Source organism: Candidatus Accumulibacter propinquus (assembly GCF_056856495.1).
In genome coordinates this window covers 280,837-304,728 of sequence record NZ_JBSEHC010000001.1, presented here as the reverse complement: position 1 = coordinate 304,728, position 23,892 = coordinate 280,837, and the positions used below count along the sequence as shown (strand labels likewise).

Here is a 23,892-nt window from a genome sequence, read left to right as displayed (position 1 = left end):
TGCCTTACCCCTTGGCGGCGGGCGCAGGCGCCGCCGGCTTGTCGTCGGCCTTGGCCGGGCTGGCTGCGGCGGGCGCCGCCGGCGCGGCCGGGACAAAGGGTTTCGGATTGACGGTCATTCCCGGCCGCACCTTCTGTGTGCCTTCGGCGATCACCTGCTCGCCGGGCTGCAGCCCCTGAGTGATGATCCAGTCGGTCCCGATCCGCTCACCGACGCTGACCGGACGGATGTCGGCCTTGTTGTCCGGGCCGACGACGGCGATCAGGTATTTGCCCTGCAGTTCGGTGACCGCACGCTGCGGTACCAGCAGCGCGCCCTTCTGGACCGACATCGTGGCGCGCACCCGGCCGTACTGGCCGGGGCGCAGCAGGTTGTCCGGGTTGCCAAAGAGCGCGGCCGCCTTGAAGGTGCCGGTGCTGGTGTCCACCTGCCGGTTGAGGATCGAGAATCTGCCCGGCTGAGGGTAAACCGAGCCATCGACCAGGATCAGCGTGAGCGGCACTTTCTCCGGCCGGCTGCCGCTGGCGATCGCCGCGGTCGCCATCTTCAGGTATTCGCGTTCGCTGATGTTGAAGTAGACCTTGATCGGTTCCACGGTCGACACGGTGGTCAGTTCGGTCGCCATGCTCGGGCTCAGGAGATCGCCGATCTGTGCCTTGGCGATGCCGGCGATGCCGGTGACCGGGGAGGTGATGCGCGTGAAACCGAGATTCAGTTTCGCGGTCTTGAGCGCCGCGTCGGCGGACTCGAGCTGCGCCTTGGCAGACTGTTCGGTGCCGGTGGAATCGTCGAGGTCCTTCTGGCTGACCGCGTTCTTGGCCGCCAGCGGCTTGACGCGGGCGAGGTTGGCACGGGCCGTTTCGTAGCGGGCCAACTGCTGGGCGCGCACGCCCTTGGCTTCGTCCACGGCGGCTTCGAAGGTGCGGGGGTCGATCTCGAAGAGCGGCTGACCTTTCTTCACCAGGTCGCCTTCGCGGTAGTTCTGCTTGACGAGGTAGCCGGTCACCTGCGGGCGGATGACGGCATTGACGTCGCCGTCGAGCGACCCGATCCATTCCATGTAGATCGGCACGTCCTGCTGCGTGACGGTGACCAACTCGACGGTTGGTGACGGCGGGGCGGCGGGCTTCTCCTTGTCGCAACCGGCAATGATCAGGAAGGCCACACCGGCCAGCCCGGCGGCCGCACGACGGCGAGTGCGAGCTGCGGATGAAACGGGGAATGGGGTAGACGTCATGACGGCTCCAGCTTGAGGAATGAAGGTGTGGCTCTAGGTTTCTACGGTCGATGGATTCCCACGGCACAAGGAAAGTGATCGACGTTACGCGGCTATTGCCTGCCCATCCCGTTGGTCAGAGCAAAATACCGGCGTTGGATGCAACCATGAAGTAGCGCATTATGCGGCAAGCAGAACGGAGAAACCAGCGTTGAACCAAACGGCTGGCACGGTGTGCAGCATCCTCGCCCGCACCGAAACACCGGGGGACCGCATCGTCCATGCCAGTCTCGAAGCGATGAAGGCCATACCATACATCTCCACTGGCAAGGCGGTGCACCGCTGCCGGGTCTGAACATCCCGCCCGGTTCGATCTGACACCGTTCTGGCTACCGGGCCCACCGACCATCTTTCGCCGATGGCCTGACGCCCCGGCGTTGAACGGCGTTTGCTACGCGGCGAAGCGCCCCACAGGTCTGCCGGTGGTCACCGTTCCAGATCATGCTCGCCGCAGAGCCGCAGCATCTCCCGACGTGTTGCATCGCGCAGGCGCACCGCCGCCGTCCAGTCTTCTCCGGTCGGTTCCAGCAGCGGCCCGATTTCGTAGGCCAAGTGGCCGCGCCGCGGCATCCACGTCCGATCGCGCAGGACTGCCCGGGTGCCCTTCAGGCCGCTCACCAACACCGGTACCCCGGCCCGCGCTGCGGCGACAAACGCCCCCATGCGAAAGGGCTTGAGACCCGCTTCACGCGAGAATGTGCCTTCGGGAAAAATCACCACATGCTGCCCTCGCTGCAGCGCAGCGACGATGCCATCAACATCCTCGACGCTTTTCGACGCCTCGAAGCGCTCGACAAACAGGGTCCCGAGCGCGCGCAGGAAAGCGTGTAGCAAGGGTTGATCGACGAACTCGCGTTTGGCCACAAAGCTGTAAGCCCGACTGGGTGGCAGGGCCGCGCACAGCAGCAGCGCGTCGAAATAGCTGCAGTGGTTAACCAGCAGGAGGTGGGGTACTGTCGGCAGATCCCTGTCCGGGATGGTGCCCACGGGCATGCCCACCAGCGCCAGAAAGATCCGGGCTGAGCGATGAACGATACGGCGCCCGATCGTCGGCGCCCGCAGGACCAGTACCGACAGCATGACCGGCACCGCCAGAAGGAGAAAGATCGTCCAGCACCAGACGCCAAAAGTCCACCGGCCAAAACGCCCCACCGACTCGGCCAGGCGCGCGCGCAGTGATGCCACGCCAAGGCGCCATAGCTGCTGTCGATCAGGGACCACGCTGGCGCCGATCAAACCGCGCTCGAAGGCTTCACGTGATGCGTTGCGGCGGATCTTGCCGCTCGATGTCTTGAGCACCGAATTCGGTGGCGCCAGCACGACCTCGTCAGCCGGCATGCCGATGGCGTCGACCGCAGCTGCGTTGATCGCCTGCCGCAGCGCCTCGCGCAGGCCGGGATCCTGCTCACGTGTTTCGGCCAGCACAACCAGCCGCTCGGTGGCATTGGCCGGATCCGTGCTGGCGAATACCGCGACGCATCCGCGCCGGACTCCCGGCAGGTTGCTGACCGCCTGCTCGAGTTCGTAGGGATAGAGATTGCGACCGCCGCGGATGATCAGATCCTTGACCCTGCCGGTCAGATAGATCTCGCCGTCAACGGTATAGGCGAAATCGCCGGAGTCCAGCCAGCCATCGCGGAAAAGGGCTTGCGTCGCCAGCGGATTACGGAAATAGCCTACCGTCGCCGACGGACCGCGAAACTGCAAGCGCCCGACGCGCCGGTCGGGCAACTCGTCCCCATGCTCATCGACCAGGCGGATCTCATGCCGCGGCAGGACCCGACCACAGGCCGGCACGCGCACCAGATCGGCTTCGCCGCTAGCGGCGGGGATCGCGCACTTGCGGTTGACCAGGGCTTCGCGCTCGATGTTGTCGATCCGCGGGCCGCGTCCCAGTGCTGGGAAGGCCAGTCCAACCGAGCATTCGGCAAGGCCATACACCGGGGTGATCGCCTCCGCGCGCAGGCCATACGGCGAAAAACGCTCGGCAAAGGCTTCCAGGGTTGCAGGACTCACGGGCTCGGCACCATTGAGTGCCAGCCTCCAGGACGACAGATCGAGTCCCACAAGGTCAGCGTCGGCCAGTTTTCTCGCGCACAGATCGTAAGCGAAGTTCGGTGCCGGTGAAAGCGTACCGCGATGCTGCGAGATGGCCCGCAGCCAGCGCACGGGACGCGAAAGAAAGGCCAGCGGCGACATCAACACCAGACGCATGCCGAAATAGAGCGACCCGAACCAGGCACCGATCAAGCCCATGTCATGATAGAGCGGCAGCCAGGAAACGAAAACGTCCTCGCTGCAGACTCCGACAGCCTCGCCCATGGCACGCAGATTGGCCAACAGGTTGGCGTGGCTGAGGACCACGCCCTTGGGATCACCGGTGCTGCCCGAGGTATATTGAAGGAAGGCAATGTCGTCTGCTGTGGCGCGGTAGAGCAGGCTGATCGCCTCGATGTCGAGTTCCTCAGGGGTCAGGACTTCGCGCAACGTCGGTGCCTCGGCACGCAGCAGCGCGGCGACCCCTTTCGCCTGTGGCACGGTGATGATGAACACGGCCTGGGCGTTGTCCAGGATGCGTGCATGCCGCCGCAGGTGATCCTCGATCTGCGCCAGCCGTGCCGGAGGATAGATCGGGACCGGAATGCCGCCGGCCAGCATGACACCAAAAAAGCTCGTCAGATAGTCGCGTCCCGTGGGCAACATCAGGGCAACCGTCTGACGTGGCAGCAAGCCGCGTGTCACCAGGCCGGTGGCTACCCGGCGCGCCTGTTCGAGCAGTCCGCCATAGGTGATGCTTTCCGGAGCGCCCTGCTCGCCGCCACCATCGCCATAGAGCAACACGTGTAGACGCTGCGGATTGCGCACGGCATGCCATTCGAGGACTTCGACCAGCGTACACGCCTGCTCGGGAAAGCTGGTCGGACCGGCGGCTGGGGCGAACTCGACGGTCGCCGCCGAAAAACCATCATCCCCAGCCCGGACAATGAACTGCAGCAGGTCCTGCGGCGTCTCTGCTTCAGCGAGTGCCGACTCGGGTAGCGACTTGCCGAACTCGCTACCCACGCGCAACAGCAGTTCGACGCGCGCCAGGCTATCCAGGCCCAGTTCACGCTCCAGATGGCTGTGCATGTGCACGCGTTCGACACGTCCCGGGCGGGTCTCCTCGACCATTACCGACACCACCCGCAAGAGTCTTGCCGAAACCTCGGACGATAGCTCCGCCGGCAGCCCTTCCCCCAACTTTCCGTTCACTGTCGCAACTCCCTGTCTCCCAACTGGCTGCCGCGGATCGTGTGCGACCGACCCCTTCGCCTCCGGCTACGACGGTCGGCAGACCTTCGGGGTACCGCCGTCAGCCTTCCGGCGATCATCGAACCGGCGCGAGTCTACCAGACTGGGCGCGACCACCCACGTTCCTTCGCAGGGCATCGATCACGAAGCATCGGAGAGCACAAAATCGATCCGTCCGGTTTCCAGGTCGGCTCGGACAAGTTTCACCTGCAGGCGGTCACCGAGACGAAAGCGTCTGCCGCTGCGCTCGCCGAGCATCTGGTGCTTGGTACTGTCGTATTGGAAGTAATCTTCGCCAAGCTCGGAAACGTGGACCAGACCCTCGACATACACCTCGTCGAGGGCGACGAAGACACCGAAAGGGACCACCGCCGCAATCGTCCCGGCGAACACTTCGCCAATACGGTCACGCATGTAGTAACACTTGAGCCAGTTGCCGACATCGCGTGTCGCTTCATCCGCGCGCCGTTCGGTCATCGAGCAGTGCAGCCCGATGTCGTCCCATTTGCCGGGCGCGTAGTGCGTCCCGGCGAGCACCGCCTTGATCGAACGATGCACGAGCAGGTCGGGATAGCGACGTATCGGCGAGGTGAAATGCGTGTAGTGTTCGTACGACAGGCCAAAGTGGCCGACATTGTCGGGACTGTACATCGCCTGCCGCAGCGAGCGGAGCATGACCGTCTGCAGCAACTGCGCATCGGGGCGGGTCTTGATGCTGTCCAGCAACAGGGCATAATCCTTGGCGGTCGGATCGTCCCCACCGCCAAGGCCGATACCGAACTCCTTGAGGAAGTTGCGCAGTGCCTCGAGTTTCTCCGGTGTCGGACCTTGATGAATCCGGTACAGGCAGGGCTGCCGGTTGCTCTGGAGAAAAGCCGAAGCACAGACATTGGCAGCCAGCATGCACTCCTCGATCAGTCGATGCGCGTCGTTGCGGCGCACCGGAACGATGTTCTCGATCTTGCCCTGCGCGTTGAACAGCATCATCGTTTCGATGGTTTCGAAGTCGATCGCACCGCGCTTGCCGCGTGCCTCGCCGAGGACCTGGAACAAGGCGTAGAGCGCCTGCAGATGCGGCTGCAGAAGCCGGTGAAGATCGCTCTCCGGCTTCGTCATACCGTCCAGCCAGTTCCAGACCTGTTCATAGGTCAGCCGCGCGTGCGAGCGGAAAACCGCCGGATAGAAACGGTAGTCGGTGATTTCGCCGGTGTGGTCGATAGCCATGTCGCAAACCATCGCCAGGCGGTCGACGTCGGGGTTCAGCGAACACAGACCGTTGGAAAGCTTCTCCGGCAACATCGGAATCACCCGGCGTGGGAAATAGACCGAGTTGCCACGCTCGCCGGCGTCACGATCAAGTGCCGTGCCCGGCAGAACGTAGTGACTGACGTCAGCGATGGCCACCAGCAAACGCCATCCGCGTCCATTTTTCTCCGCGAAAACCGCATCATCGAAATCCTTTGCCGTTTCTCCGTCAATGGTCACCAGCGGCAGGTCCCGCAAGTCCGTGCGGCCTTCCCGATCGCTGGCTACCAACGTCTCCGGCAAGGCATCGGCTTCTGCAAGCGTCCTGGTCGAGAACTCGAATGGCAAGTCATGCTTGCGCAAGGCGATCTCGATCTCCATGCCGGGGTCTGCATAGTTGCCGAGCACCTCGACGATGCGCCCGATCGGCTTTGAATGCCGGTCTGGCTGTTCGATGATCTCGACGGTAACCACCTGGCCAGATATGGCCGTGCCGCCACCGCCCGGCGCGACCAGGATGTCCTGGTTGATACGGCGATTTTCCGGGACCACCAGCGTAATGCCATGCTCAATCAGCACGCGGCCAACGACCCTGGTATTGGCCCTCTCCAGGACCTCGACGATCACTCCCTCGCGGCGCCCGCGGCGATCGACCCCGATCACGCGCACCAGCGCGCGATCGCGATGCAGGACTTTGGTCATCTGACGGGCCTCGAGGGAGAGGTCCTCGCTACCATCATCCGGGACGAGGAAGCCATAACCGTCGGGATGTCCCTCGACGCGCCCGGCAATCAGGCTGGCACGTTCCGGCAGGATGTATGAGCCTTTGCGGTTGCGCAACAGTTGGGCTTCGCGTTCCATCGCCCGCAAGCGGCGTTGGAACGCGTCCAGTTCAAGCTTGTCGATATCGAGAAGTTCGCGGAGTTCCTCGAAGGGCACTGGCCTTCCCTGTTCCTCAAGGACCTGCAGGATATATTCGCGGGAAGGCAAGGGATTCTCGTAGCGCTTGAGTTCGCGTTCCAGATAGGGATCGCGGCGGCGAACGGTCGACAGTTTCATTATTGACATTCCTTCATGTTCCTATAGAATTCGGACTTCGCTGGAAATGCCCAGGTGGCGAAATTGGTAGACGCGCTAGGTTCAGGTCCTAGTGGTGGCAACACCGTGGAGGTTCGATTCCTCTCTTGGGCACCAGGCAATACACGAAGGCCCCGATTTTCGGGGCTTTTTCGTTTTCTGACGACCCCCCTCAAGGCTGCACCGCACGCAGCAGGCCGGTGTGCAACCCGGCCTGTACTCATTGTACGCCATCACGCCTGCCCCCTCGTGACGAACAGGCATAACTCCCCTCCCAGCATTCCCCGCAGGCGGCCGCATCGGCTCGAACCGCTGGGCCCTCGTGGCTTTCACTGCATGGCCCGGAGCCGGGCGCTTCTCAGGTCAAGTGCTACGGCGACGCATCGAGAATGCTGGCCAAAGTCTCCGAAAATTTTTCTCACTACTAGCCAACGCGCGTGAAAATATGGATACTACGGTGCCGGAAGGTCGCCAGCAGCTTACTGCTGCGAGAATGAGAACCAGTTCCAACTTAGCCACCTGTTAGGAATCCAGATGACGATACGACCGGAGTTGATAGAAAAGCTGCGCGCGAAGCGCGACAAGCTCACTGAAAACGTCAGTCCAGAGAAGCTGGAGGCGTTGCACGCCAAGGGTTTGCTGTCGGCTCGCGAGCGCCTCGACACCCTGTTTGCCGAGGGCACGTTCCAGGAACTCGGTCTGCATGCCGCGCACAACGCGACATCCTTCGGCATGGCCGGGCGATCCCTCCCCGCCGACGGGGTGATTACCGGCAACGGCTACGTCGGGAATACACAGGTCGCAGCGTTCAGCCAGGATTTCAGCGTCGTCGCCGGGACACTGGGCAAGATGCAGGCCCGAAAGATCACGCGGATCATGCGCCATGCCCTGAAGATCGGTGTACCGCTGGTGGCCTTCAAGGATTCAGGCGGTGCGCGCATTCAGGAAGGTGTCGATGCGCTCTCCGGCTACGGCGATGTGTTCTACGCCAACGTCCTGCTCTCTGGGGTGGTGCCGCAGATCGCGGTGATCTGCGGTCCGTGCGCGGGCGGTGCCGCCTACTCGCCGGCGCTGATGGACTTCGTGATCATGACCCGCAACAACGCGCACATGTTCCTCACTGGCCCTGAAGTGATCAAGGCGGTCACCGGCCGCGCGACGACGATGGCTGAAGTCGGCGGCGCCGAGATGCATTCGACGGTCAGCGGCAACGCCCACTTCGTTGCCGAGGACGACCGGCACGCGATCGCACTGGTCAAACAATTACTGTCTTATCTGCCGGCCAACAATACCGAGGATCCGCCGCACGATCTCGCCGTTCCGATCGAGGAAAGAGAAGACCCCGGAATCAATGACTGCATTCCGGACAGCCCATCCGACCCGCTCGACATGTATGCAGTCATTCGCCGTGTCGTGGACCAGGGTGAACTGCTCGAAGTCCATGCCGGCTTCGCCCGCAACGTGATCGTCGGCTTTGCCCGCATCAGCGGCGTCGTCGTGGGCATCGTTGCCAACCAGCCTATGGTGATGGCCGGCGCGCTCGACCTCAACGCGGCCGACAAGGTGGCCCGCTTCGTACGAACGTGCAATATCTTCAACGTGCCGGTGGTGACTCTGGTCGATGTGCCGGGTTTTCTGCCTGGTGTCGAGCAGGAACGCAGCGGTATCATTCGCCATGGCGCGAAAATGCTATTTGCTTACGGATCGTGCACCGCGCCGAAAATCACGGTGATCCTGCGCAAGGCTTATGGGGGCTCCTACCTTGCCATGTGCAGCCAGGAAATGGGAGCCGACATGGTTTACGCCTGGCCAACAGCCGAGATCGCCGTGATGGGCGCCGAGGCCGCGGTCAAGATCCTCTACCGCAAGGAACTCGATCAGGCCGAGGATCGCCAGGCAAAGGCTGCTGAACTGGCGCAGGAATACCGTGACGAATTCGCGTCGCCCTATGTATCGGCCAGCAATTTCTACATCACCGACGTGATCGAACCTCAGGATACGCGCTGGATGGTCGCCCTCGCACTGCGCAAGATTCTCGACAAGCGTGAACTCAGGCCGGCGAAAAAGCACGGCAACATTCCCATGTAATCGGCAACGGAAGGAAGACCCCCATGGTGTCTGACGCCATTTTCAAGGCGCTGCAAGTCTACGGCATCGCCATTGTCATCTCGCTGGTGGTTGCCGTCCTGATCAAGGTGCTGGTTGTGGTGACCGGCCGGATCGAAAAGGCGAAGCCGATCGACGTGCCGACGGGAACCGTCTGCCCCATCGGACTCGGCGTTCCGGATGAAGACGTCGCCGCGCTGTCGGCGGCGATCTTCGTGGCCATCGGCGCGCACCACATCTTGCACATTGCACCAACCAGCCATGGCTGGGCAGCAGGCGCACGCGCCGCCCAGCATTCCCATACGCCGGGGCCCACGGGCCGAGGCCCCAGATAGAAGGTAGAAGGAGCAAACAATGCCCAGACAATTCAAGGTGACCGTCAACGGACGCGAGTACGAGGTCAGCGTTCTCGAACTCACTGCCGGCCAGGCGGCGCAGCAATCCGCTCCGGCCGCTCCGATGGCGGTAGCGGCCGCAGGGAGCGCCACCAGCACCGCACCGGCCGCGGCGGCGCCGCGACCAGCCGCGGTTGCCGGAGCCGGCGACGAACTGGCCGGCATGGGTGGCGTCGTGGTCGAAGTGGACGTCAAGGTCGGCCAGACCGTGGCGGCCGGTGATCGGCTGCTGGTCCTCGAAGCCATGAAGATGAAAACCCCGGTCATGGCGACGCGCGCGGGTCAGGTCACACGCGTGCTGGTCGCACCCGGCGATGCGGTCGAGGGCGGTCAGCCGCTGCTGACCATCGCTTGAGCCAGGCCAACAGGCAGGAGCGAGTTCCTGTCGTCTGCAACTCGATGCGCGGGCGGATGATTCCTGCCGCCTGGCGCGAGGACTGAAGCGTATGGAAGGCATTCATTTTCTCGATCTGTTCCAGGGCATTGCCACGCTGGTGGCGTCCGAGCCGAAAATCATGTTCGGGCGCATCTTCCTGATGTTGCTCGGCTTCCTGCTGATCTATCTGGGCTCCAGGAACATCCTCGAACCCCTGCTGATGATCCCGATGGGCCTGGGCATGTCGTCGGTCAACGCCGGGGTGATGTTCCTCGACGGCAACAAGATGGGAACACTGTTCGTCGACCCCTTGATGTCCGATCCGATCGAACTGATGAACGTCATGCAGATCGACTGGCTACAACCGATCTACACGCTGACCTTCAGCAATGGTCTGATCGCTTGCCTGGTGTTTATGGGGATCGGCGTCCTGCTCGATGTGGGCTACGTGATGGCGCGCCCCTTCCAGAGCATGTTCATTGCCCTCTTCGCCGAACTGGGAACCATCGCCGTTTTTCCGATTGCCGTCTGGCTGGGCCTCAATCCGGGCCAGGCCGCTGCCGTCGCCACCATCGGCGGCGCTGACGGGCCGATGGTGCTATTCACCTCGCTGGTGCTGGCCAAGGATCTCTTCGTGCCGATCACGGTCGTTGGTTACCTTTATCTCGGTCTGACTTATGGCGCTTACCCTTACCTGATCAAGTGGCTGGTACCCGAGCGCATACGCGGGATCAGCATGGCCGCCGACCGCGGACCGAAGATCAGCCGCTCGCAGAAGCTCACCTTTGCCGTGGTGGCATGCACGCTGCTATGCCTGCTGTTTCCCGTGGCTGCGCCGCTGTTCTTCTCGCTGTTTCTCGGCGTCGCGGTGCGCGAAAGCGGTATCGACGCGTTTACCAAACTGCTCGGGGAGGTGTTTCTCTACGCGGCAACCTTCTTCCTCGGCCTGACACTGGGCGTGCTCTGCGAGGCCAATACCCTGCTGGAGCCGACGGTGCTCAAGCTGCTCCTGCTGGGGATGCTGGCCCTGACGATCTCGGCCCTCGGCGGCCTTCTGGGCGGTTACATTCTCTATTTCTGGAGTGGCCGCAAGTTCAACCCGATCATTGGGATTGCCGGGGTCAGTTGCGTACCGACCACGGCCAAGATCGTGCAGAAGGTTGCCAGCGCGGCCAACGCTGGAGCCATCGTCATGCCTCAGGCGCTGGGCGCGAATATCAGCGGCGTAATCACCTCGGCGATCATCGCGGCAACCTTCATCTCTATGCTACGCTAGCCGGCCCTGGAAAGCAGCGAACCAACCGCCGGCAAGACGCCGACAGCTTGCTTGTCGCCGCACAAGCAAGCTGTCGCAAACCCGGATCAACCGGCTGGCCACTCACGGGTCGCTAGGCTGACTCCGGACAGCAACGCTTTGGCGGGCTGACAATGCCAGTTGAAGAAACCTACTTCTCGGCGTCAGTCGGCCGCTTCCCCGCATCCGATGGAAAGCCGGGAAGCGGCAAGCTGGTGAACAGCGTGCGAGTCTGCGTTTTCAACTGGTCCTGCATCTGGTGGAGCATCTTCCGGCTCTGCTCCATATAGGTGGCCATCATCGTCTGCATCGCCGGACCCTGGAAGTTCATGAACTGCGACCACATGTCGTTCTGCATCATCTGGCTGTTGCTTTCTCCGTAGAGCTGCTGCGACTGTTCCTGCAGCTTCTTCTGGAAGTCCACGAACGACTTCATGTTCGTTTCCAGATACTTGCCAAGCATTCCCTGCATCGCGTGGCCGTAGAAGCGGATCATCTGCGCCAGCAGATCGGTGGTAAACAACGGGACACCTGCCGCCTCTTCCTCAAGGATGATCTGCAGCAGGATACTGCGGGTAATGTCTTCGCTGGTCTTGGCATCGAGGACATTGAAGTTTTCTCTCGATAGCACCAAATCCTTGACATCGCTCAAGGTGATGTAGGCGCTCGTCTTGGTGTCGTAAAGACGACGGTTCGGGTATTTCTTGATCAGGCGCAACTGCTCGGGCATGACGACCCTTCCTCCATGTACAGATCACTCGGCGAACGCTCTTTCGCGCACTATGATGCAATGCAACACAATTATACGCCAGCCAAAAAAAACAGGCTCCTGTTGGAGCCTGTCCTGACTGCTGTAAAACAAAATCCTGCGTCTATTGATAGTAGAGACCACCACAGATGTTCAGCGTCGAACCGGTCATGAAGCCGGCGATGTCCGAGGCGAGGTAAACGCAGGCGCCACCAATCTCTTCCGGCTTGGCCAGACGCTTCATCGGTACCGTATCGACGATGCTCTGCAGGATTTCCGGCTTGATGGCCATCACCATCTGGGTCGCCACATAACCGGGGCAAATGGCGTTGACCGTCACGTTCTTGGCGGCAAGTTCAGCAGCCAGAGCCTTGGTGAAACCGATGACACCCGCCTTGGCTGCCGAGTAGTTGGTTTGACCGGCCTGACCACGCAGGCCATTGACCGATGAGATGTTGATGATCCGGCCCCAGCCGCGCTCGGCCATCTTGGACGAGACCTGCTTGGTCATGTTGAACAGGCTGCCAAGGTTCGTTGAAATCACGGCATTCCATTGCGCCAGTTCCATGCGTGCAAACATCTTGTCACGAGTGATTCCCGCACAGTTGACCAGAATGTCAATCGGACCCGCCTTGGCTTCAGCTTCCGCAGCCAGAGCAACGCATGAATCATAGTCGGAGACGTCGCCGGCCACAGTAATGAAGTCGTTAAAGCCAGCGTCTGCCATGGCCTTGCCCCACTCTTCCGGCTTGTCGAACTGCGGATGGTAGGCAGCAACTACCTTGTGACCAGCCTTGGCCAGTTCCTGGCAGATGGCCGTACCGATTCCACCCATAGCACCTGTAACCAAAGCAACACGTTGCGTCATAGCTCTTTCCTTTCCTGTTGACGATTGAAACAATTGGCGGTGTGACACCGCCAGGATTACAACCTCTGCTTAATACCCGGGGCCTTGATCGTAGTCCGCCTGTATGCACCAGTCGAACGAAAGACAGAGTCGTCCGCCCAACCGTTACGAGTACCACATGGCTCGTCGGAATACCTGCCGGTCGCTTCCCGGCGCGCATCCGTCCATACCGCCGCAGCCACACTCTCCCACTGCGACTTCCCCGACATCTCCCGACTGCGCCACTTGAGAACGGGCAACCCAAAATCGTCATTGATTCTGCATTGCAGCAACCGCGCTGTCAATGCAAGAATGACCAATTGAGTGACTTGGCTGCGCCCCGGGCCTCCGTGCATCAGTGCGGCGACTTATAATCGCTTCATGCACATCGTCGTGATTGCCTGGCTGTACGTTACCGTGTTGATGGCGCTTGCCGAGAGCAGCCTCGTCGCCGGGATTTTGACCCTGCTTTTCTACGGGGTGGTGCCGATAGCGCTTTTGCTTCGGCTCTTCGGTGGTCCCGTGCGGCGGCGCGCAGCCCGCCTATCACAAGATGCCAGTCGAACGACAAGCGGCGCCGATGCCGACAAGCCCGCGCAGTGACTACTCCGCGGACAGCCAGATGAGCGACGCCATTCGTCCGGTCACGCCGTCGCGCCGGTACGAAAAAAAACGCGCCTCCTCAGACGCAGTGCAGTAACCCCCTCCGTAAATGGACTCGACACCGAGTCGACCAAGGGATTGTCGTGCGAGCAGGTAGATATCCGCCAACCACCCGCCCACAGGCACGCCTACACCATGCCCGGACTGCCCGATCAGATCCTCTGCAGGTGTTTCGTTCCGGCGCGGCAAACGCCTGAATGCCCCAGCCGCCTCCGCGTCGGCCTCGACAAAAGCGCTGCGCACCTCGGCACCAACCTCGAAAGCCTGCGGACCAATGGCGGGACCCAGATAGGCAAGCAGGCGCGTACCGGGCAAGCCCATGGCCGCCACGGTTCGCTCCAGGATGCCGGCCTGCAGGCCGCGCCAACCGGCGTGCGCGGCTGCCACAACGGTGCCGGAGCGGTCACAGAGCAACACCGGCAGGCAGTCTGCCGTCATCACCCCGCAGACGATACCAGCCTGGTGCGTAAATGCAGCGTCGGCGGTCGGAATCTGCGTCGAGGCTGCAGAAATGGCAGCGTCAACGACCGCTGTGCCGTGCACCTGGTTGAGCCAGAACGGCGGCGCCGGCAGCCGACAGTTCAGCCGCCGTCGGTTTGCTGCCACCGCCAGGGGATCATCACCGACGTGATCGCCGAGATTGAGGCTGGCGTACGGGTTAACGCTCACGCCGCCCAGGCGAGTCGTGATCAGACTGCACACTCGCGCCGGTGCTGGCCAGTCGGGGATGATCCAGTCCTCGTTGATCAAGGCATCAGGTTGCATGGAATCGGCTCAACGGTCAATCACGCAAGGCCCTCAGTCACGCAAGGTCCTATTGCTCATCCGGATCCTCGTCATCGGAATCGTCACCGGCGACGTAGATTACCTCCGGACCCTCGCCCTGATCCTCGTCCCAGTCATCTTCATCGTCACCATTCTGGACATCTTCGAGATCCGCTTCGTCACTGAGGGCCTCCAGTGTCTCTAGCCGCAGCATCTCGATCAGCGTGGCCATGTCCTCCGGCAAGCAGGATTTCCATAACATCGCTCTACCCGTCAGCGGGTGCACCAACTCCAGACGACACGCGTGCAGCGCCTGGCGAGCAAAGTGCGGTCCGCGCGGAACGCGGCTGACACCGCCGCCATACGCCGGGTCACCCACCAGCGGATGCCCGGCGGATGTCAGGTGCACGCGTATCTGGTGCGTCCGCCCCGTCTCCAGCGCGCATTCGATCAAGGTGCAGGCGAGAAACCGCTCCACGACTCGATAGTGGGTACGCGCCGGCTTGCCGGTTCTCACCACGGCCATTCTGGTCCGCAATGTCGGATGCCGGCCGATGGGCGCATCCACCGTACCGGAACGCTCGACAAGCCCCCTCGCCAGCGCCTGGTAATAGCGTTTGACGGTGTGCGCCTGCAATTGCCGCACCAGGTGGGTCTGCGCCTCCAGCGTCTTGGCGACGACCATCAGGCCACTGGTATCCTTGTCCAGGCGATGGACAATACCGGCCCGCGGCACCTTGTCGAGTTGAGGGGCATGGTACAGCAGTGCATTGAGCAGAGTGCCACTCCAGTTCCCACTGCCTGGATGTACTACCAGTCCGGCCGGCTTGTCGATGACGATCAAGGTCTCGTCCTCGTACGTCACCGGCACAGGGATGTCCTCGGGCATCGATGATTCTGTGCGTTCGTCAGGCGCTTCGGCCAGTTCGATGCGTTCGTCGCCCCACAGCTTCTGCCTTGGCTCCAGGATCGGTATACCGTTTACGACAACCCTGCCCTCGCGTATCCAGACCTGCAGACGGCTCCGCGAATGGCGCGACAGCAGCCGTGCAAGAATCTGGTCCAGGCGTTGACCGCCGCAGTCTCTGGGCACGCTCAGGGTGATTCGGGGGTTTGAGCTATAATCGCCGTGCCCGATGTCCTGGATAGCGGCGTCGGCTACAGACTTCCTATTCTTTGGGTTTTCCATCATGCGTAGTGTAGCGGTTATCGTCACTCTTTTTGTCGCCTCTCTGATCGTTGGCTGTGGGCTACTCCCGGAAGACAAGGATGAGACGTCTGGCTGGTCGGCAAACAAACTGTATGCGGAAGCCAAGGATGCGCTGAACGAAAGCTCTTACGCCAAGGCCATCAAGTATTTCGAGAAGCTGGAATCCCGCTATCCCTACGGGCGCTACGCACAGCAGGCACAGATCGACATCGCCTACGCTTACTGGAAGGACCAGGAGCCGGCGTCGGCGATTGCCGCCTGCGACCGTTTCATCAAGCTGCATCCCAATCACCCGAACGTCGACTACGTGTACTACCTGCGCGGGCTCATCAATTTCAACGAAAACCTGGGCATCATGGGTGCCATCAGCAACCAGGACATGACCGAACGCGATCCGAAAGGTGCCCGCGAGTCGTTTGATGCCTTCCGGGAACTGGTGACACGCTTTCCGGAGAGCAAGTACACACCCGATGCGATCCTGCGGATGAAGTATCTGGTCAATGCCCTGGCCTCACTGGAACTGCATGTCGCCAGATATTACATGAAACGCGGTGCTTATCTGGCTGCAGCCAACCGTGCCCAGTACACAGTCACCAACTACCCAGGGGCACCGGCCACCGAAGAGGCGCTCTTCATCATGGTCAAGGCCTATGATGCGCTTGCACTGAACGATCTGCGCGATGACGCCGAACGCGTCATGCGGAAGAACTTTCCCAACAGCGAATACTACGTGCGCGGACTGGAGCGCAAGGAACCGTGGTGGAAACTCTGGTAGGCCGCCAGACCTGATACCTGATCGCAAACGGCTGAATCATATGGACTGCTTGATGGCCAGGAGCGCCTGGTTGCGCAAGGTCCTCAGCAAGGACAATTCCTTCTCGGAAATGACGATCTCGCCCGCCTGTGCGCGATCGGCGTAGATCATGGCCACCCCGCTTCCCTTGACGCAGAGCGGGAAGACCAGGAATGTTTCGGCAGCCACCGCCTTGCGAAACCACCCGGGGATGCGCGCCGCGATCTTCGGGTCGTTGGTGTCGCTGATCAGGATGTCGACGCCATTGGCGAGCGCCGCATGAAAGATATCCGGCGTAAAAACCAGTGAAAACCTGAAACTCTTGGCGATCTCCAGTGCATCGGGCCCAAACCCGAAACGACCCTGCATCGCATTGCTGCGACCGTCACGGATGCACAGGATTACACGCTTGAAGCCCTTCGCCCGGTAGATTGTCTCGAGAATGATCCGCAGCACGTCATTGAGTTTGAAGTCACTGACCAGCGCGTTACTGACGTCCTGAATCCCTGCCAGAAGAATGGCTTCGCTCACCACCGCCGCGATATCTTCCACGGCGAGGTTGGCCTCACCGGCAATGTCATCGCTCGCCACCTCGGCCGCCAGGACGTCCGATAGCACGGTGCCCGCCAACCCGTCCTCAGCATCAGGTGACGCCTGCGTGCTTGGCAGGTTGGCCGAAGTCCCTGTCCAGGCCTTGATCTGCCTGCCGAGCCGCGTCTGCTGCAGATTGAGGTGGATGATGCCGGCAAATTGTCCCACCTGTTCAAACGACCTCTCCAGCGTATCGCGCAGATCCTGCTCGTCGAGCGCGACAACCTCCCCGAACCGCGTTGCAAGCTTGCGTAGCTCCTTCTGCTGATGATCGGCCGGGACATCTGCGATGACCGTGCAGATCTCGTTCGACATCGCCGCCAGAATGCGCAGGCGATCCTCAGTATTCGCGGGACGGCGAATGCTGCCTGCCGGCAACTTGCGCATGCTGTTGACCAGCAGCTTCGGAAAGCCCCACGCCTGGGCTATACCGACACCGAGTTCCTCGAACGAGATGCCCAGTACCTGCAGTGCCGCAGCCTCTTCGGACGAGCTCTTCTGCAGCAGCAGGCGCCGGATTTCGGCGCTCTCTTCAGGAAAGTAGTACTGGCTCAACAGGCGGCCAAGGTTGTGGAACATGGAGCAGATGAACACCTGCTCGATATCCGCGCGTGCAGAAACCTTGCCGGCGATGTCCTTGGCCAGGACCCCGGCCAGATTGGCGCGCAGGAATTCATCCTTGAGCTGACTGGCATTCTCCTTGTTCTGCAGATGGTCGAAGAGCATCACCGTGATCGCAATGCTGCGTACGGCGTCGAGGCCCAGTACAACCACTGCGCGCGAGACGGTACTGATGTTCCCCCCACCAGCTTGCTGGTAATAGGCGGAGTTGACCATCCGCAGGATCTTGTTGGTCAACGAGAAATCCTTGAGGATCGTGTTCGAAACCTCGGAAATACTCTGATTCTCAGACGTCGTGATCCTGTTGATCGCCCCGACCGCCTCCGACAAAGCCGGAAAATCACTCTTGTGGCGCATTCGCCGCAGCAGGAAGTCGATCGTGCTTTGCCTGGGATCCGTTGACGGCGCCAGGTTCTCGGGTACCAAGTAGTCGTCCAGGGCCTCGCGCATCTGCACGGCCGACTCGTAGCGGTTCTCCGGATCGCGCTCCAGCGCCCGGTACACGAGGTTTGCGAGCCGCTCCTCAAGCAGGTTGCGGGCATCTCGCGACAGGCGGATATCTTCGCTGGCAATCCGCTTCATCACCTCCGCGCTGTCGGTCCCAGGAACCGCCCGCTGCCCGGTGAGCAATTCGTAAAGCACCAGTCCCGCTGAAAAGATGTCCGATCTCTTGCTGCTGCTTCGCCGCAGGATGTACTCTGGAGCCATGTACGCGGGTGTGCCGATCAGTTGCCCGCGGTCGTCGGTCAAACCTTCGGTACGCGCCGCAATGCCGAAATCCATTACTCTCGGCACGCCATCGTCGTCAATCAGGATGTTGCTGGGCTTGAGATCCCGGTGAATGATCCCTGCCGCGTGCGCATGCGCAATGGCATCCAGGATCGGCTGCATGATCGCGATCGCTTTGGCAGGCGTCAACCCACCACTGACCTTCAGGAATTCGGCAAGATTCTTGCCCGGCACATACTGAAAGACGAGATAGAGATCACCTTGCGTCTCGGCCGCCTCGAAGATCGGAACGATGTTCGGGTGGCGCAACTGGCTGACCATCCTTGCCTCATCGAGCAGTTGGCGGTTCTGCTGCGGATCGGCGTGCGCGAAGTGCAGCGTCTTGATCGCCACTTGCCGCTGCAGATGCGGGTCACGCGCGAGATAGACAATGCTTTGGGCACCCCGACCCAACTCACGAATGATCTCGAAACGTCCAATAGTCTTGCTCACAGTATCCGATCGTCCTCACAGAAGACTGGCATTCCATACGTGTCTGCTCGCCACCGGAAGTGGCACGACTGGCAGGCACCGGAATCGTCAAATCCAGAGCAGTCTTGGCGCCGTGCCCGTTCGCCCACAAACGACGGCAAGTTGATCGAACTCGCGTCCCAGGATACGCAACTGCCCTTCATCGACGTGCAGCAGTAAACAACTCGGTTCGGCAGGCCAAAGGTCATCGTCAGCCAGGTTGCAACCTCTAAGGAAACGCCAGCCGGCGGCGGCGATACGGTCGTGCAGGCGCTGCTGCCGAAGCTGATTCTCTTCGGTCGGAAGGAGAACCCCGGGGTTGTACGCGGTCACAATCCCCCAGTGGATTGCCCTTCCAGTGCTGCCCAGGCTCTGTCCCAAGGTCACCTCGCGATACAGAAAGGCGTCAAAAGCGGCATCGGCAACGCCAATCCGGAGAGCAAAGATCCCTTTCGACGTCACTACCCGATAGCTTGTCGCCCGAAACGCGGCGTCGAGCGCTGCGCGATTCATGCCTCCCCGGTAGTTGCCGCAAGGTCTTCGAGATCACCGAGCCGCAACTGGGCTTCGATCACCGGCAAGGCTTCGACGCTCTTCAGCTTGCGTTCGATCTGACGCGTCCGAACGCCCGCTGACTCGATACTTCTGCTCGCCTGTTCGAGCTTCCTGCGCGTCGCTTCGAGGACCTCGCCAAACTTGCCAAACTCGGTCTTGATGGCGCCAAGAACCGCCCAGACTTCCGACGATCGGCGCTCGATGGCCAACGTTCGGAAGCCCATTTGCAGGCTGTTTAGCAGCGCCGCCAGGGTCGTCGGGCCGGCGAGACAGATCCGCAGTTCGCGCTGCAAGGCGTCAACCAGTCCAGGTCGGCGCAAGGCCTCGGCGTACAGGCCCTCGGTCGGCAGATAAAGGATCGCGAAATCCGTCGTGTATGGTGGTTCGACATACTTGTCGTGAATCTTTCTCGCCTCCTCACGCAGCCTGGTTTCCAGTGCCTTGATTGCCATCTCGAGCGCTACCGGATCGGCGCGCTCCTGCGCCTCGAGCATCCGTTGATAGTCCTCCAGCGGAAACTTGGCATCAATCGGCAACCACACCGGCCGCTGCTCCTGATCACCCTTCTCGAGCCCGGGCAAACGAATCGCGAACTCGACGCGATCAATCCGGTCCGGCCGGGTTGCGACGTTCCTGGCATATTGCTCGGCGGTCAGCAACTGCTCCAGCAGCGCTTCCAACTGCACCTCGCCCCAACTACCACGCGTCTTGACATTGGTCAGGACGCGCTTGAGATCGCCGACGCCGGTGGCCAGAGTCTGCATTTCACCCAGGCCGCGATGCACCTGCTCGAGGCGGTCGCTGACCAGCTTGAATGACTCACCCAGTCGTTGCTCCAGCGTGGCGTGCAGCTTTTCGTCCACCGTTCGGCGCACCTCCTCAAGCTTGGCCGCATTGTCCGCCTGCATGGCCGCTAGGCGTACTTCAAGCGCCAGGCGCAAGCTCTCGAAGCACTGCTCATTGCTGTTGATCAAGCGCGCCAACTGCTGCGCGAACAATTCCAGTTGCTGCGCCTGCAGTTTGCCGAGCTGCGCCAACTGCGAGGCCAGGGTCTGCGACAGGCGAGTCAGCGACACCGACTGCTCCTCCCGGTCGCCACGTGCGGCGCTTGCCGCCTCGTGCCGACCCAGCGCCATTTCCTGACGCAACTCGCGCTCGAGCCGCTCCTGACCACCTTGCAGGTCGCGAAAACGCGCCTCCATAATCTCGCTCGCTGAACCCCCTGTGCGCAACAGCAGCACGACCTGAAGAACGATCATCACGAGACCGAGCAACACCACGATGTACCCCACGCCCTCACCCATGCGCCGCTTCTTTCAGAAGACTGCCGACTGACCAACAGCACAATTGCCGATGGCCTTCTTACTTCAAGTTCAAAAGCACGCGGCCTGTCCTGGCCTGGACTTCGGATCCCGACTTGTCTTTCGCACCAAGAAGCTGGACCGGGAGCAGGAACAGACGCTCGGAAGGGAGACCTCGGGAAATCAGCCAATCGCGGACGGATTTGGCGCGTCGATCGGCAAGATCGCGCAGATCTTCGTCATCCACGCTCGAATTGGCCAGAATCAGCTTCTCCATTTCCTCCACCGGCAAGCCTTTCACCATGCCGACCAGATTGCGCGGCTTGGGAAACTTTTCGCTCCGATAAACGCGCTCAAGCAATACCGGGTATTCCTTGGCACTGACTTCTACGGCATCCGCCGAGCCGCTTTCCACGCCCTTCCTGGTCAGTTCCTCGCGTTTCAGCGCCCGCACCCTTTGCTCCAGGCGAGCACGCTTCAAGCCTTCGGGATCGCTCAGCGGATCGGCTCGCCCCTCGATTTCCAGCTTCAGCGCCGGCCGATCGAGGAGGGCCTTGGTCAGGTTCTCGAGACGCTGCTGTGCCGGTGGCGTGATCGCCGCCTGCCCCAAATCGAACTCGACAATGGACAGTTCCTCGCCACCGCCAAATATCGACCCCAGCAAGGCAAACGGTGAGGTCGCTGCCTTGACCAACAGGTTCACGATCACCTTGACCACCAGACCCCCGACGCTGAATTCCGGGTCATTGAGCGAACCGGCGATTGGCAGATTGATATCGATCTCCCCGTTGCGGTTCTTGAGCAGAGCAACCGCAAGCGTAACCGGCAACTTGGTCGCCTCCGGGCTGTCGACCGGATTGCCGAAAGTCAGTTGATCCAGAAAAACGCGGTTCTCGGCTGTCAATTGACTGTTTTCGATCTTGTACTTGACGAACAGAGAAAGTTTGCCTTTTTCGATCGCGTAACCGGCGTACTTGCCCGAATAGGGCGACAGGGAGGTCATCTCGATACCCTTGATGTCTGCCTGCAGATCGAGATAGGGTTTGGCCGACAGCGGGTTGATTTGCCCTGACACGTTGAGTGGCGCGATATTGTCGTAACTGCCCCGCAGTTCGAGACTTGCGACACTGTCCGCCGCGGATGACAGACCGCTGATCGTGCCGCCGATCTTCTTCAGATTCGCCGAATAATTCGGTCTGATGAAGTTGTCGCTGAACTTGATGTCGCCGCCCTGGAGAGTGATCTTCCCGATCCTTACCGGCAGCAGCGGTCTGTCGCCAGCAACGACCGGGACCACGGACTTGCCCGCAGCGGCGACAGCAGGCGGCGGTGCCTTGTCAGACCTTTCGCCTGCGGCCACCGGGGGCACCACGCCGGGCTGCCGAATGATCTGCAACAGATTCAGCTTGCCCTCGCGACTGATGATTACCCGTGCGAAGAAATCGGCGAGTGCCACTTCGCCAATCGACAGCGACTCCGGGTTGGCGTGTACGTCGAGCTTGCCGAGGTACAGCGATTTCCATTTCAGGAAGTCGGCGGAATTGATCTTGTCGACCGCGTAGAAATCGCCGACCGTCACCTGTCCGGAAAAGCCACCGCTGAGATTGCTCGGGTCCACTTCGCCCTTGCCGGTCTGCCGCAACTGCACAGCGCCACTCAGCGTCAGTTGCCCGCGCGTGACGTCGATATTCAGCCGATCGGTAAAATACGGTTGCAGGGGCAATAGCTCCAGGGTCTTGACGGCCAAATTGAGATCCACATCGAGCGGGAACACCTTGACGCTACCGCCGACCTCGACATCTCCCTTGCGATTGACGCGAAAACGGGTCGATACCTTGGCGACCTGGCCGGGTTCGGTCGACAGGTTCTCAGCCTCGGCGCTCAACCCTTCAATGGTTTGGGTTGCGGCCGGCGTCACGGCACCATCTTCGAAACGCAGTCCGAGGTCGGCGACGCGACACTTGGCGACCATCAGCTTCCATGGCTCCGCGGTGTCTTTTTGAGAGGCCTTGACGACGCGCAAGACAGGGCCCTGAACAAACTCGATGCCGGAGTTGCCGGCACGCCGGATCAGCATGCCGACACCGCGTGCCGCAACTTCGTCGATCACCACTGCACGCTTTGCCAGATCGAGTTGACCGCCCTTGATCGATACCGCGTCCGCCTTGACCCATGGGGCCGCCTGCAGACGCCAGGCAGCCTCGAACTCAGCGGGTGCGCCAGACGTGCTATCAAGCTTCCGCAAGCCCAGGTCAAGCCCTTCAACGCTCGCATTGAACGGCTTGCCATGCGACTCGTCGAGCCAGCGGAGAGCACCGCCAGTGATCTTCGTTTCGCCCACAGACCACTCCACCGGCAAGGATTCAGCCGGTGTAGTAGGGCCGGTCGCGGTGGCCGCACGCGCCGCCGTTTCCCTGGTGAAGAAGTCGACCCAGTTGATCGTTCCCTGCCGACTGACCCGACCGTAAATCTCCGGCGAATCTACTGACACGCGCTCGATGACAAAGCGGCGGTTGAGCGGATCGACGTCTCCGAGCAACACCTCCAGACGCTTCAAGGACAGCAGTGGAGCACCCTGGGAATCCTGCACCACGAGATCCTTGATCACCACATTGCCGACCAGGCTGAGCGTCGAACGATTCGCCTCCTGTCGGCGAAAGCGCAGCTTCAAATCACTGTCGAGGGCCCCTGAAACGACCTGAATCGGTAAGTTGAGCGGCGCATAATCGACGTAGCTGCCGAGCTTCACACCATGCAGGTCGAAAGCCAACTCACTTTCCAGAGAATTGGTGAAGGGCTTGCTCTTGCCCTCGACGACCAGCGGCGAGCCATCGATCGATGCGGAGAAGGCCGGCTCCACGAAAATCTCAGTAGCGTGCGGCAAGCTCGAGATGAAAGGCAAGGCGATCTTGATCTCACTGATGAGATGCTTCTCGTTCATCATCCGATCGTCGAATTCGATCTTGCCGCCGTTGAGTTGTATGTTGTTGAACGAAAAAAGGGGAGCAGGATCATCCGAATCCGGCTTGGCCATGAACTCGTCGATCAGGTCCGAGAAATTGAGCCTCCCGTCAGCCAGGCGGATGACCTTGACTGTCGGTCCCAGCAGCGTCAACTCACTGATCACCGGCCCACCGCGGAAGAGCGAAACCGCCTCGACATTGAAATACAGGCTTTCAAAACCTGCTACCGTTTCGCCCCCCCCTTTTCCTGTATGGCCAGGCCGGCAACTTGCACGGATAGCGTGTACGGGTTTATGCTGATGTTCCCGACGCTTACCGGTCGGTGGAGTGCTGCGGAAAGCTTCTCGACCAGCGTAGATTTGACCAGCGGTGGCAGCACAAGAAAACCGAGCACGCCGATGATGGACAAGGCGACGGCGACACGCAGTGCGTATTTTCTGACATTCAGGGAGGCATTCGCCTTGGGAGGGCTATCGTTTCTTGTAGTCATGGCAGCA

At 61.2% G+C, this 23,892-nt stretch carries 19 protein-coding genes and 1 tRNA gene; 8 read left to right on the top strand and 12 right to left on the bottom strand.

The annotated features are described in order from the left end of the window. Positions 1-4 precede the first annotated feature (4 nt). Positions 5-1,165 carry an efflux RND transporter periplasmic adaptor subunit gene (locus AC15MQ_RS01365; protein ID WP_332356998.1) on the bottom strand — a complete coding sequence of 387 codons (1,161 nt, stop codon included), beginning with the start codon at positions 1,163-1,165 and terminating at the stop codon, positions 5-7. A gap of 262 nt (positions 1,166-1,427) precedes the next feature. Between AC15MQ_RS01365 and AC15MQ_RS01360 the strand changes: the two genes are divergently transcribed. Further along, positions 1,428-1,571, top strand: coding sequence for a hypothetical protein (locus AC15MQ_RS01360; protein WP_287654218.1), 144 nt, complete (start codon positions 1,428-1,430; stop codon positions 1,569-1,571). 131 nt (positions 1,572-1,702) lie between these two features. Here the strand turns inward: AC15MQ_RS01360 and AC15MQ_RS01355 are convergent, their stop codons facing one another. Continuing rightward, entirely contained in the window at positions 1,703-4,528 is a 2,826-nt protein-coding gene (locus tag AC15MQ_RS01355) for an AMP-binding protein (RefSeq protein WP_483079092.1), read from the bottom strand. A gap of 180 nt (positions 4,529-4,708) precedes the next feature. Then, the gene (gene rnr, locus AC15MQ_RS01350) at positions 4,709-6,880 is read right to left on the bottom strand and encodes a ribonuclease R (protein WP_483079091.1); all 2,172 of its coding nucleotides are present in this window, start codon (positions 6,878-6,880) and stop codon (positions 4,709-4,711) included. A 39-nt stretch (positions 6,881-6,919) separates the two neighbouring features. Between rnr and AC15MQ_RS01345 the strand changes: the two genes are divergently transcribed. The 5 genes from AC15MQ_RS01345 (at position 6,920) to AC15MQ_RS01325 (ending at position 11,042) form a co-directional block, all read left to right on the top strand. Next, positions 6,920-7,006 (top strand) — tRNA-Leu (locus tag AC15MQ_RS01345). Between the two features lie 417 nt (positions 7,007-7,423). Next, entirely contained in the window at positions 7,424-8,977 is a 1,554-nt protein-coding gene (locus AC15MQ_RS01340) for an acyl-CoA carboxylase subunit beta (protein WP_287654214.1), read from the top strand. Positions 8,978-9,000: 23 nt separating this feature from the next. Continuing rightward, entirely contained in the window at positions 9,001-9,330 is a 330-nt protein-coding gene (locus tag AC15MQ_RS01335) for a hypothetical protein (RefSeq protein ID WP_332336389.1), read from the top strand. A gap of 19 nt (positions 9,331-9,349) precedes the next feature. Beyond that, the gene (locus AC15MQ_RS01330) at positions 9,350-9,745 is read left to right on the top strand and encodes an acyl-CoA carboxylase biotin carboxyl carrier protein subunit (protein WP_483079090.1); all 396 of its coding nucleotides are present in this window, start codon (positions 9,350-9,352) and stop codon (positions 9,743-9,745) included. A 91-nt stretch (positions 9,746-9,836) separates the two neighbouring features. Next, positions 9,837-11,042 carry a sodium ion-translocating decarboxylase subunit beta gene (locus tag AC15MQ_RS01325; RefSeq protein WP_287669405.1) on the top strand — a complete coding sequence of 402 codons (1,206 nt, stop codon included), beginning with the start codon at positions 9,837-9,839 and terminating at the stop codon, positions 11,040-11,042. Positions 11,043-11,211: 169 nt separating this feature from the next. On the opposite strand, the gene phaR is transcribed toward AC15MQ_RS01325, so the two are convergent. After that, the gene (gene phaR / locus AC15MQ_RS01320) at positions 11,212-11,790 is read right to left on the bottom strand and encodes a polyhydroxyalkanoate synthesis repressor PhaR (RefSeq protein ID WP_287669407.1); all 579 of its coding nucleotides are present in this window, start codon (positions 11,788-11,790) and stop codon (positions 11,212-11,214) included. A 142-nt stretch (positions 11,791-11,932) separates the two neighbouring features. Continuing rightward, on the bottom strand, positions 11,933-12,676 hold the full coding sequence (gene phbB, locus AC15MQ_RS01315) for an acetoacetyl-CoA reductase (protein ID WP_287654228.1): 744 nt from the start codon (positions 12,674-12,676) through the stop codon (positions 11,933-11,935). Between the two features lie 399 nt (positions 12,677-13,075). Here phbB and AC15MQ_RS01310 point away from each other — a divergent pair, with 399 nt between their 5' ends. Beyond that, a complete protein-coding gene (locus tag AC15MQ_RS01310) occupies positions 13,076-13,297 on the top strand; it encodes a hypothetical protein (RefSeq protein ID WP_287669410.1) in 222 nt (73 codons plus the stop codon). Here AC15MQ_RS01310 and pgeF read toward each other — a convergent pair whose 3' ends face one another. Both pgeF and rluD read right to left on the bottom strand, forming a co-directional pair. After that, complete coding sequence (pgeF, locus tag AC15MQ_RS01305) at positions 13,298-14,122, bottom strand: peptidoglycan editing factor PgeF (RefSeq protein ID WP_287669412.1); 825 nt, start codon at positions 14,120-14,122, stop codon at positions 13,298-13,300. Positions 14,123-14,171: 49 nt separating this feature from the next. After that, complete coding sequence (gene rluD / locus AC15MQ_RS01300) at positions 14,172-15,311, bottom strand: 23S rRNA pseudouridine(1911/1915/1917) synthase RluD (RefSeq protein ID WP_287669685.1); 1,140 nt, start codon at positions 15,309-15,311, stop codon at positions 14,172-14,174. A gap of 1 nt (position 15,312) precedes the next feature. Here rluD and AC15MQ_RS01295 point away from each other — a divergent pair, with 1 nt between their 5' ends. Then, positions 15,313-16,107: an outer membrane protein assembly factor BamD gene (locus AC15MQ_RS01295; protein WP_287669414.1), complete on the top strand. Its 795-nt coding sequence runs from the start codon at positions 15,313-15,315 to the stop codon at positions 16,105-16,107. Between the two features lie 36 nt (positions 16,108-16,143). Here AC15MQ_RS01295 and AC15MQ_RS01290 read toward each other — a convergent pair whose 3' ends face one another. The 5 genes from AC15MQ_RS01290 to AC15MQ_RS01270 all read right to left on the bottom strand — a co-directional run bounded on the left by AC15MQ_RS01290 (position 16,144) and on the right by AC15MQ_RS01270 (position 23,885). Then, positions 16,144-18,558 carry a serine/threonine protein kinase gene (locus AC15MQ_RS01290; protein ID WP_287669416.1) on the bottom strand — a complete coding sequence of 805 codons (2,415 nt, stop codon included), beginning with the start codon at positions 18,556-18,558 and terminating at the stop codon, positions 16,144-16,146. An 87-nt stretch (positions 18,559-18,645) separates the two neighbouring features. Then, on the bottom strand, positions 18,646-19,089 hold the full coding sequence (locus AC15MQ_RS01285) for a DUF3293 domain-containing protein (protein ID WP_350496118.1): 444 nt from the start codon (positions 19,087-19,089) through the stop codon (positions 18,646-18,648). After that, positions 19,086-20,435 (bottom strand): DNA recombination protein RmuC, encoded by a 1,350-nt coding sequence (locus AC15MQ_RS01280; RefSeq protein WP_483079089.1) that lies wholly within the window; start codon positions 20,433-20,435, stop codon positions 19,086-19,088. The genes AC15MQ_RS01285 and AC15MQ_RS01280 overlap by 4 nt, the downstream gene beginning before the upstream one ends. Before the next feature lie 58 nt (positions 20,436-20,493). Continuing rightward, entirely contained in the window at positions 20,494-23,604 is a 3,111-nt protein-coding gene (locus AC15MQ_RS01275; RefSeq protein ID WP_483079225.1) for a DUF748 domain-containing protein, read from the bottom strand. A 14-nt stretch (positions 23,605-23,618) separates the two neighbouring features. Next, positions 23,619-23,885 (bottom strand): DUF748 domain-containing protein, encoded by a 267-nt coding sequence (locus AC15MQ_RS01270; protein ID WP_483079088.1) that lies wholly within the window; start codon positions 23,883-23,885, stop codon positions 23,619-23,621. Positions 23,886-23,892 lie beyond the last annotated feature (7 nt).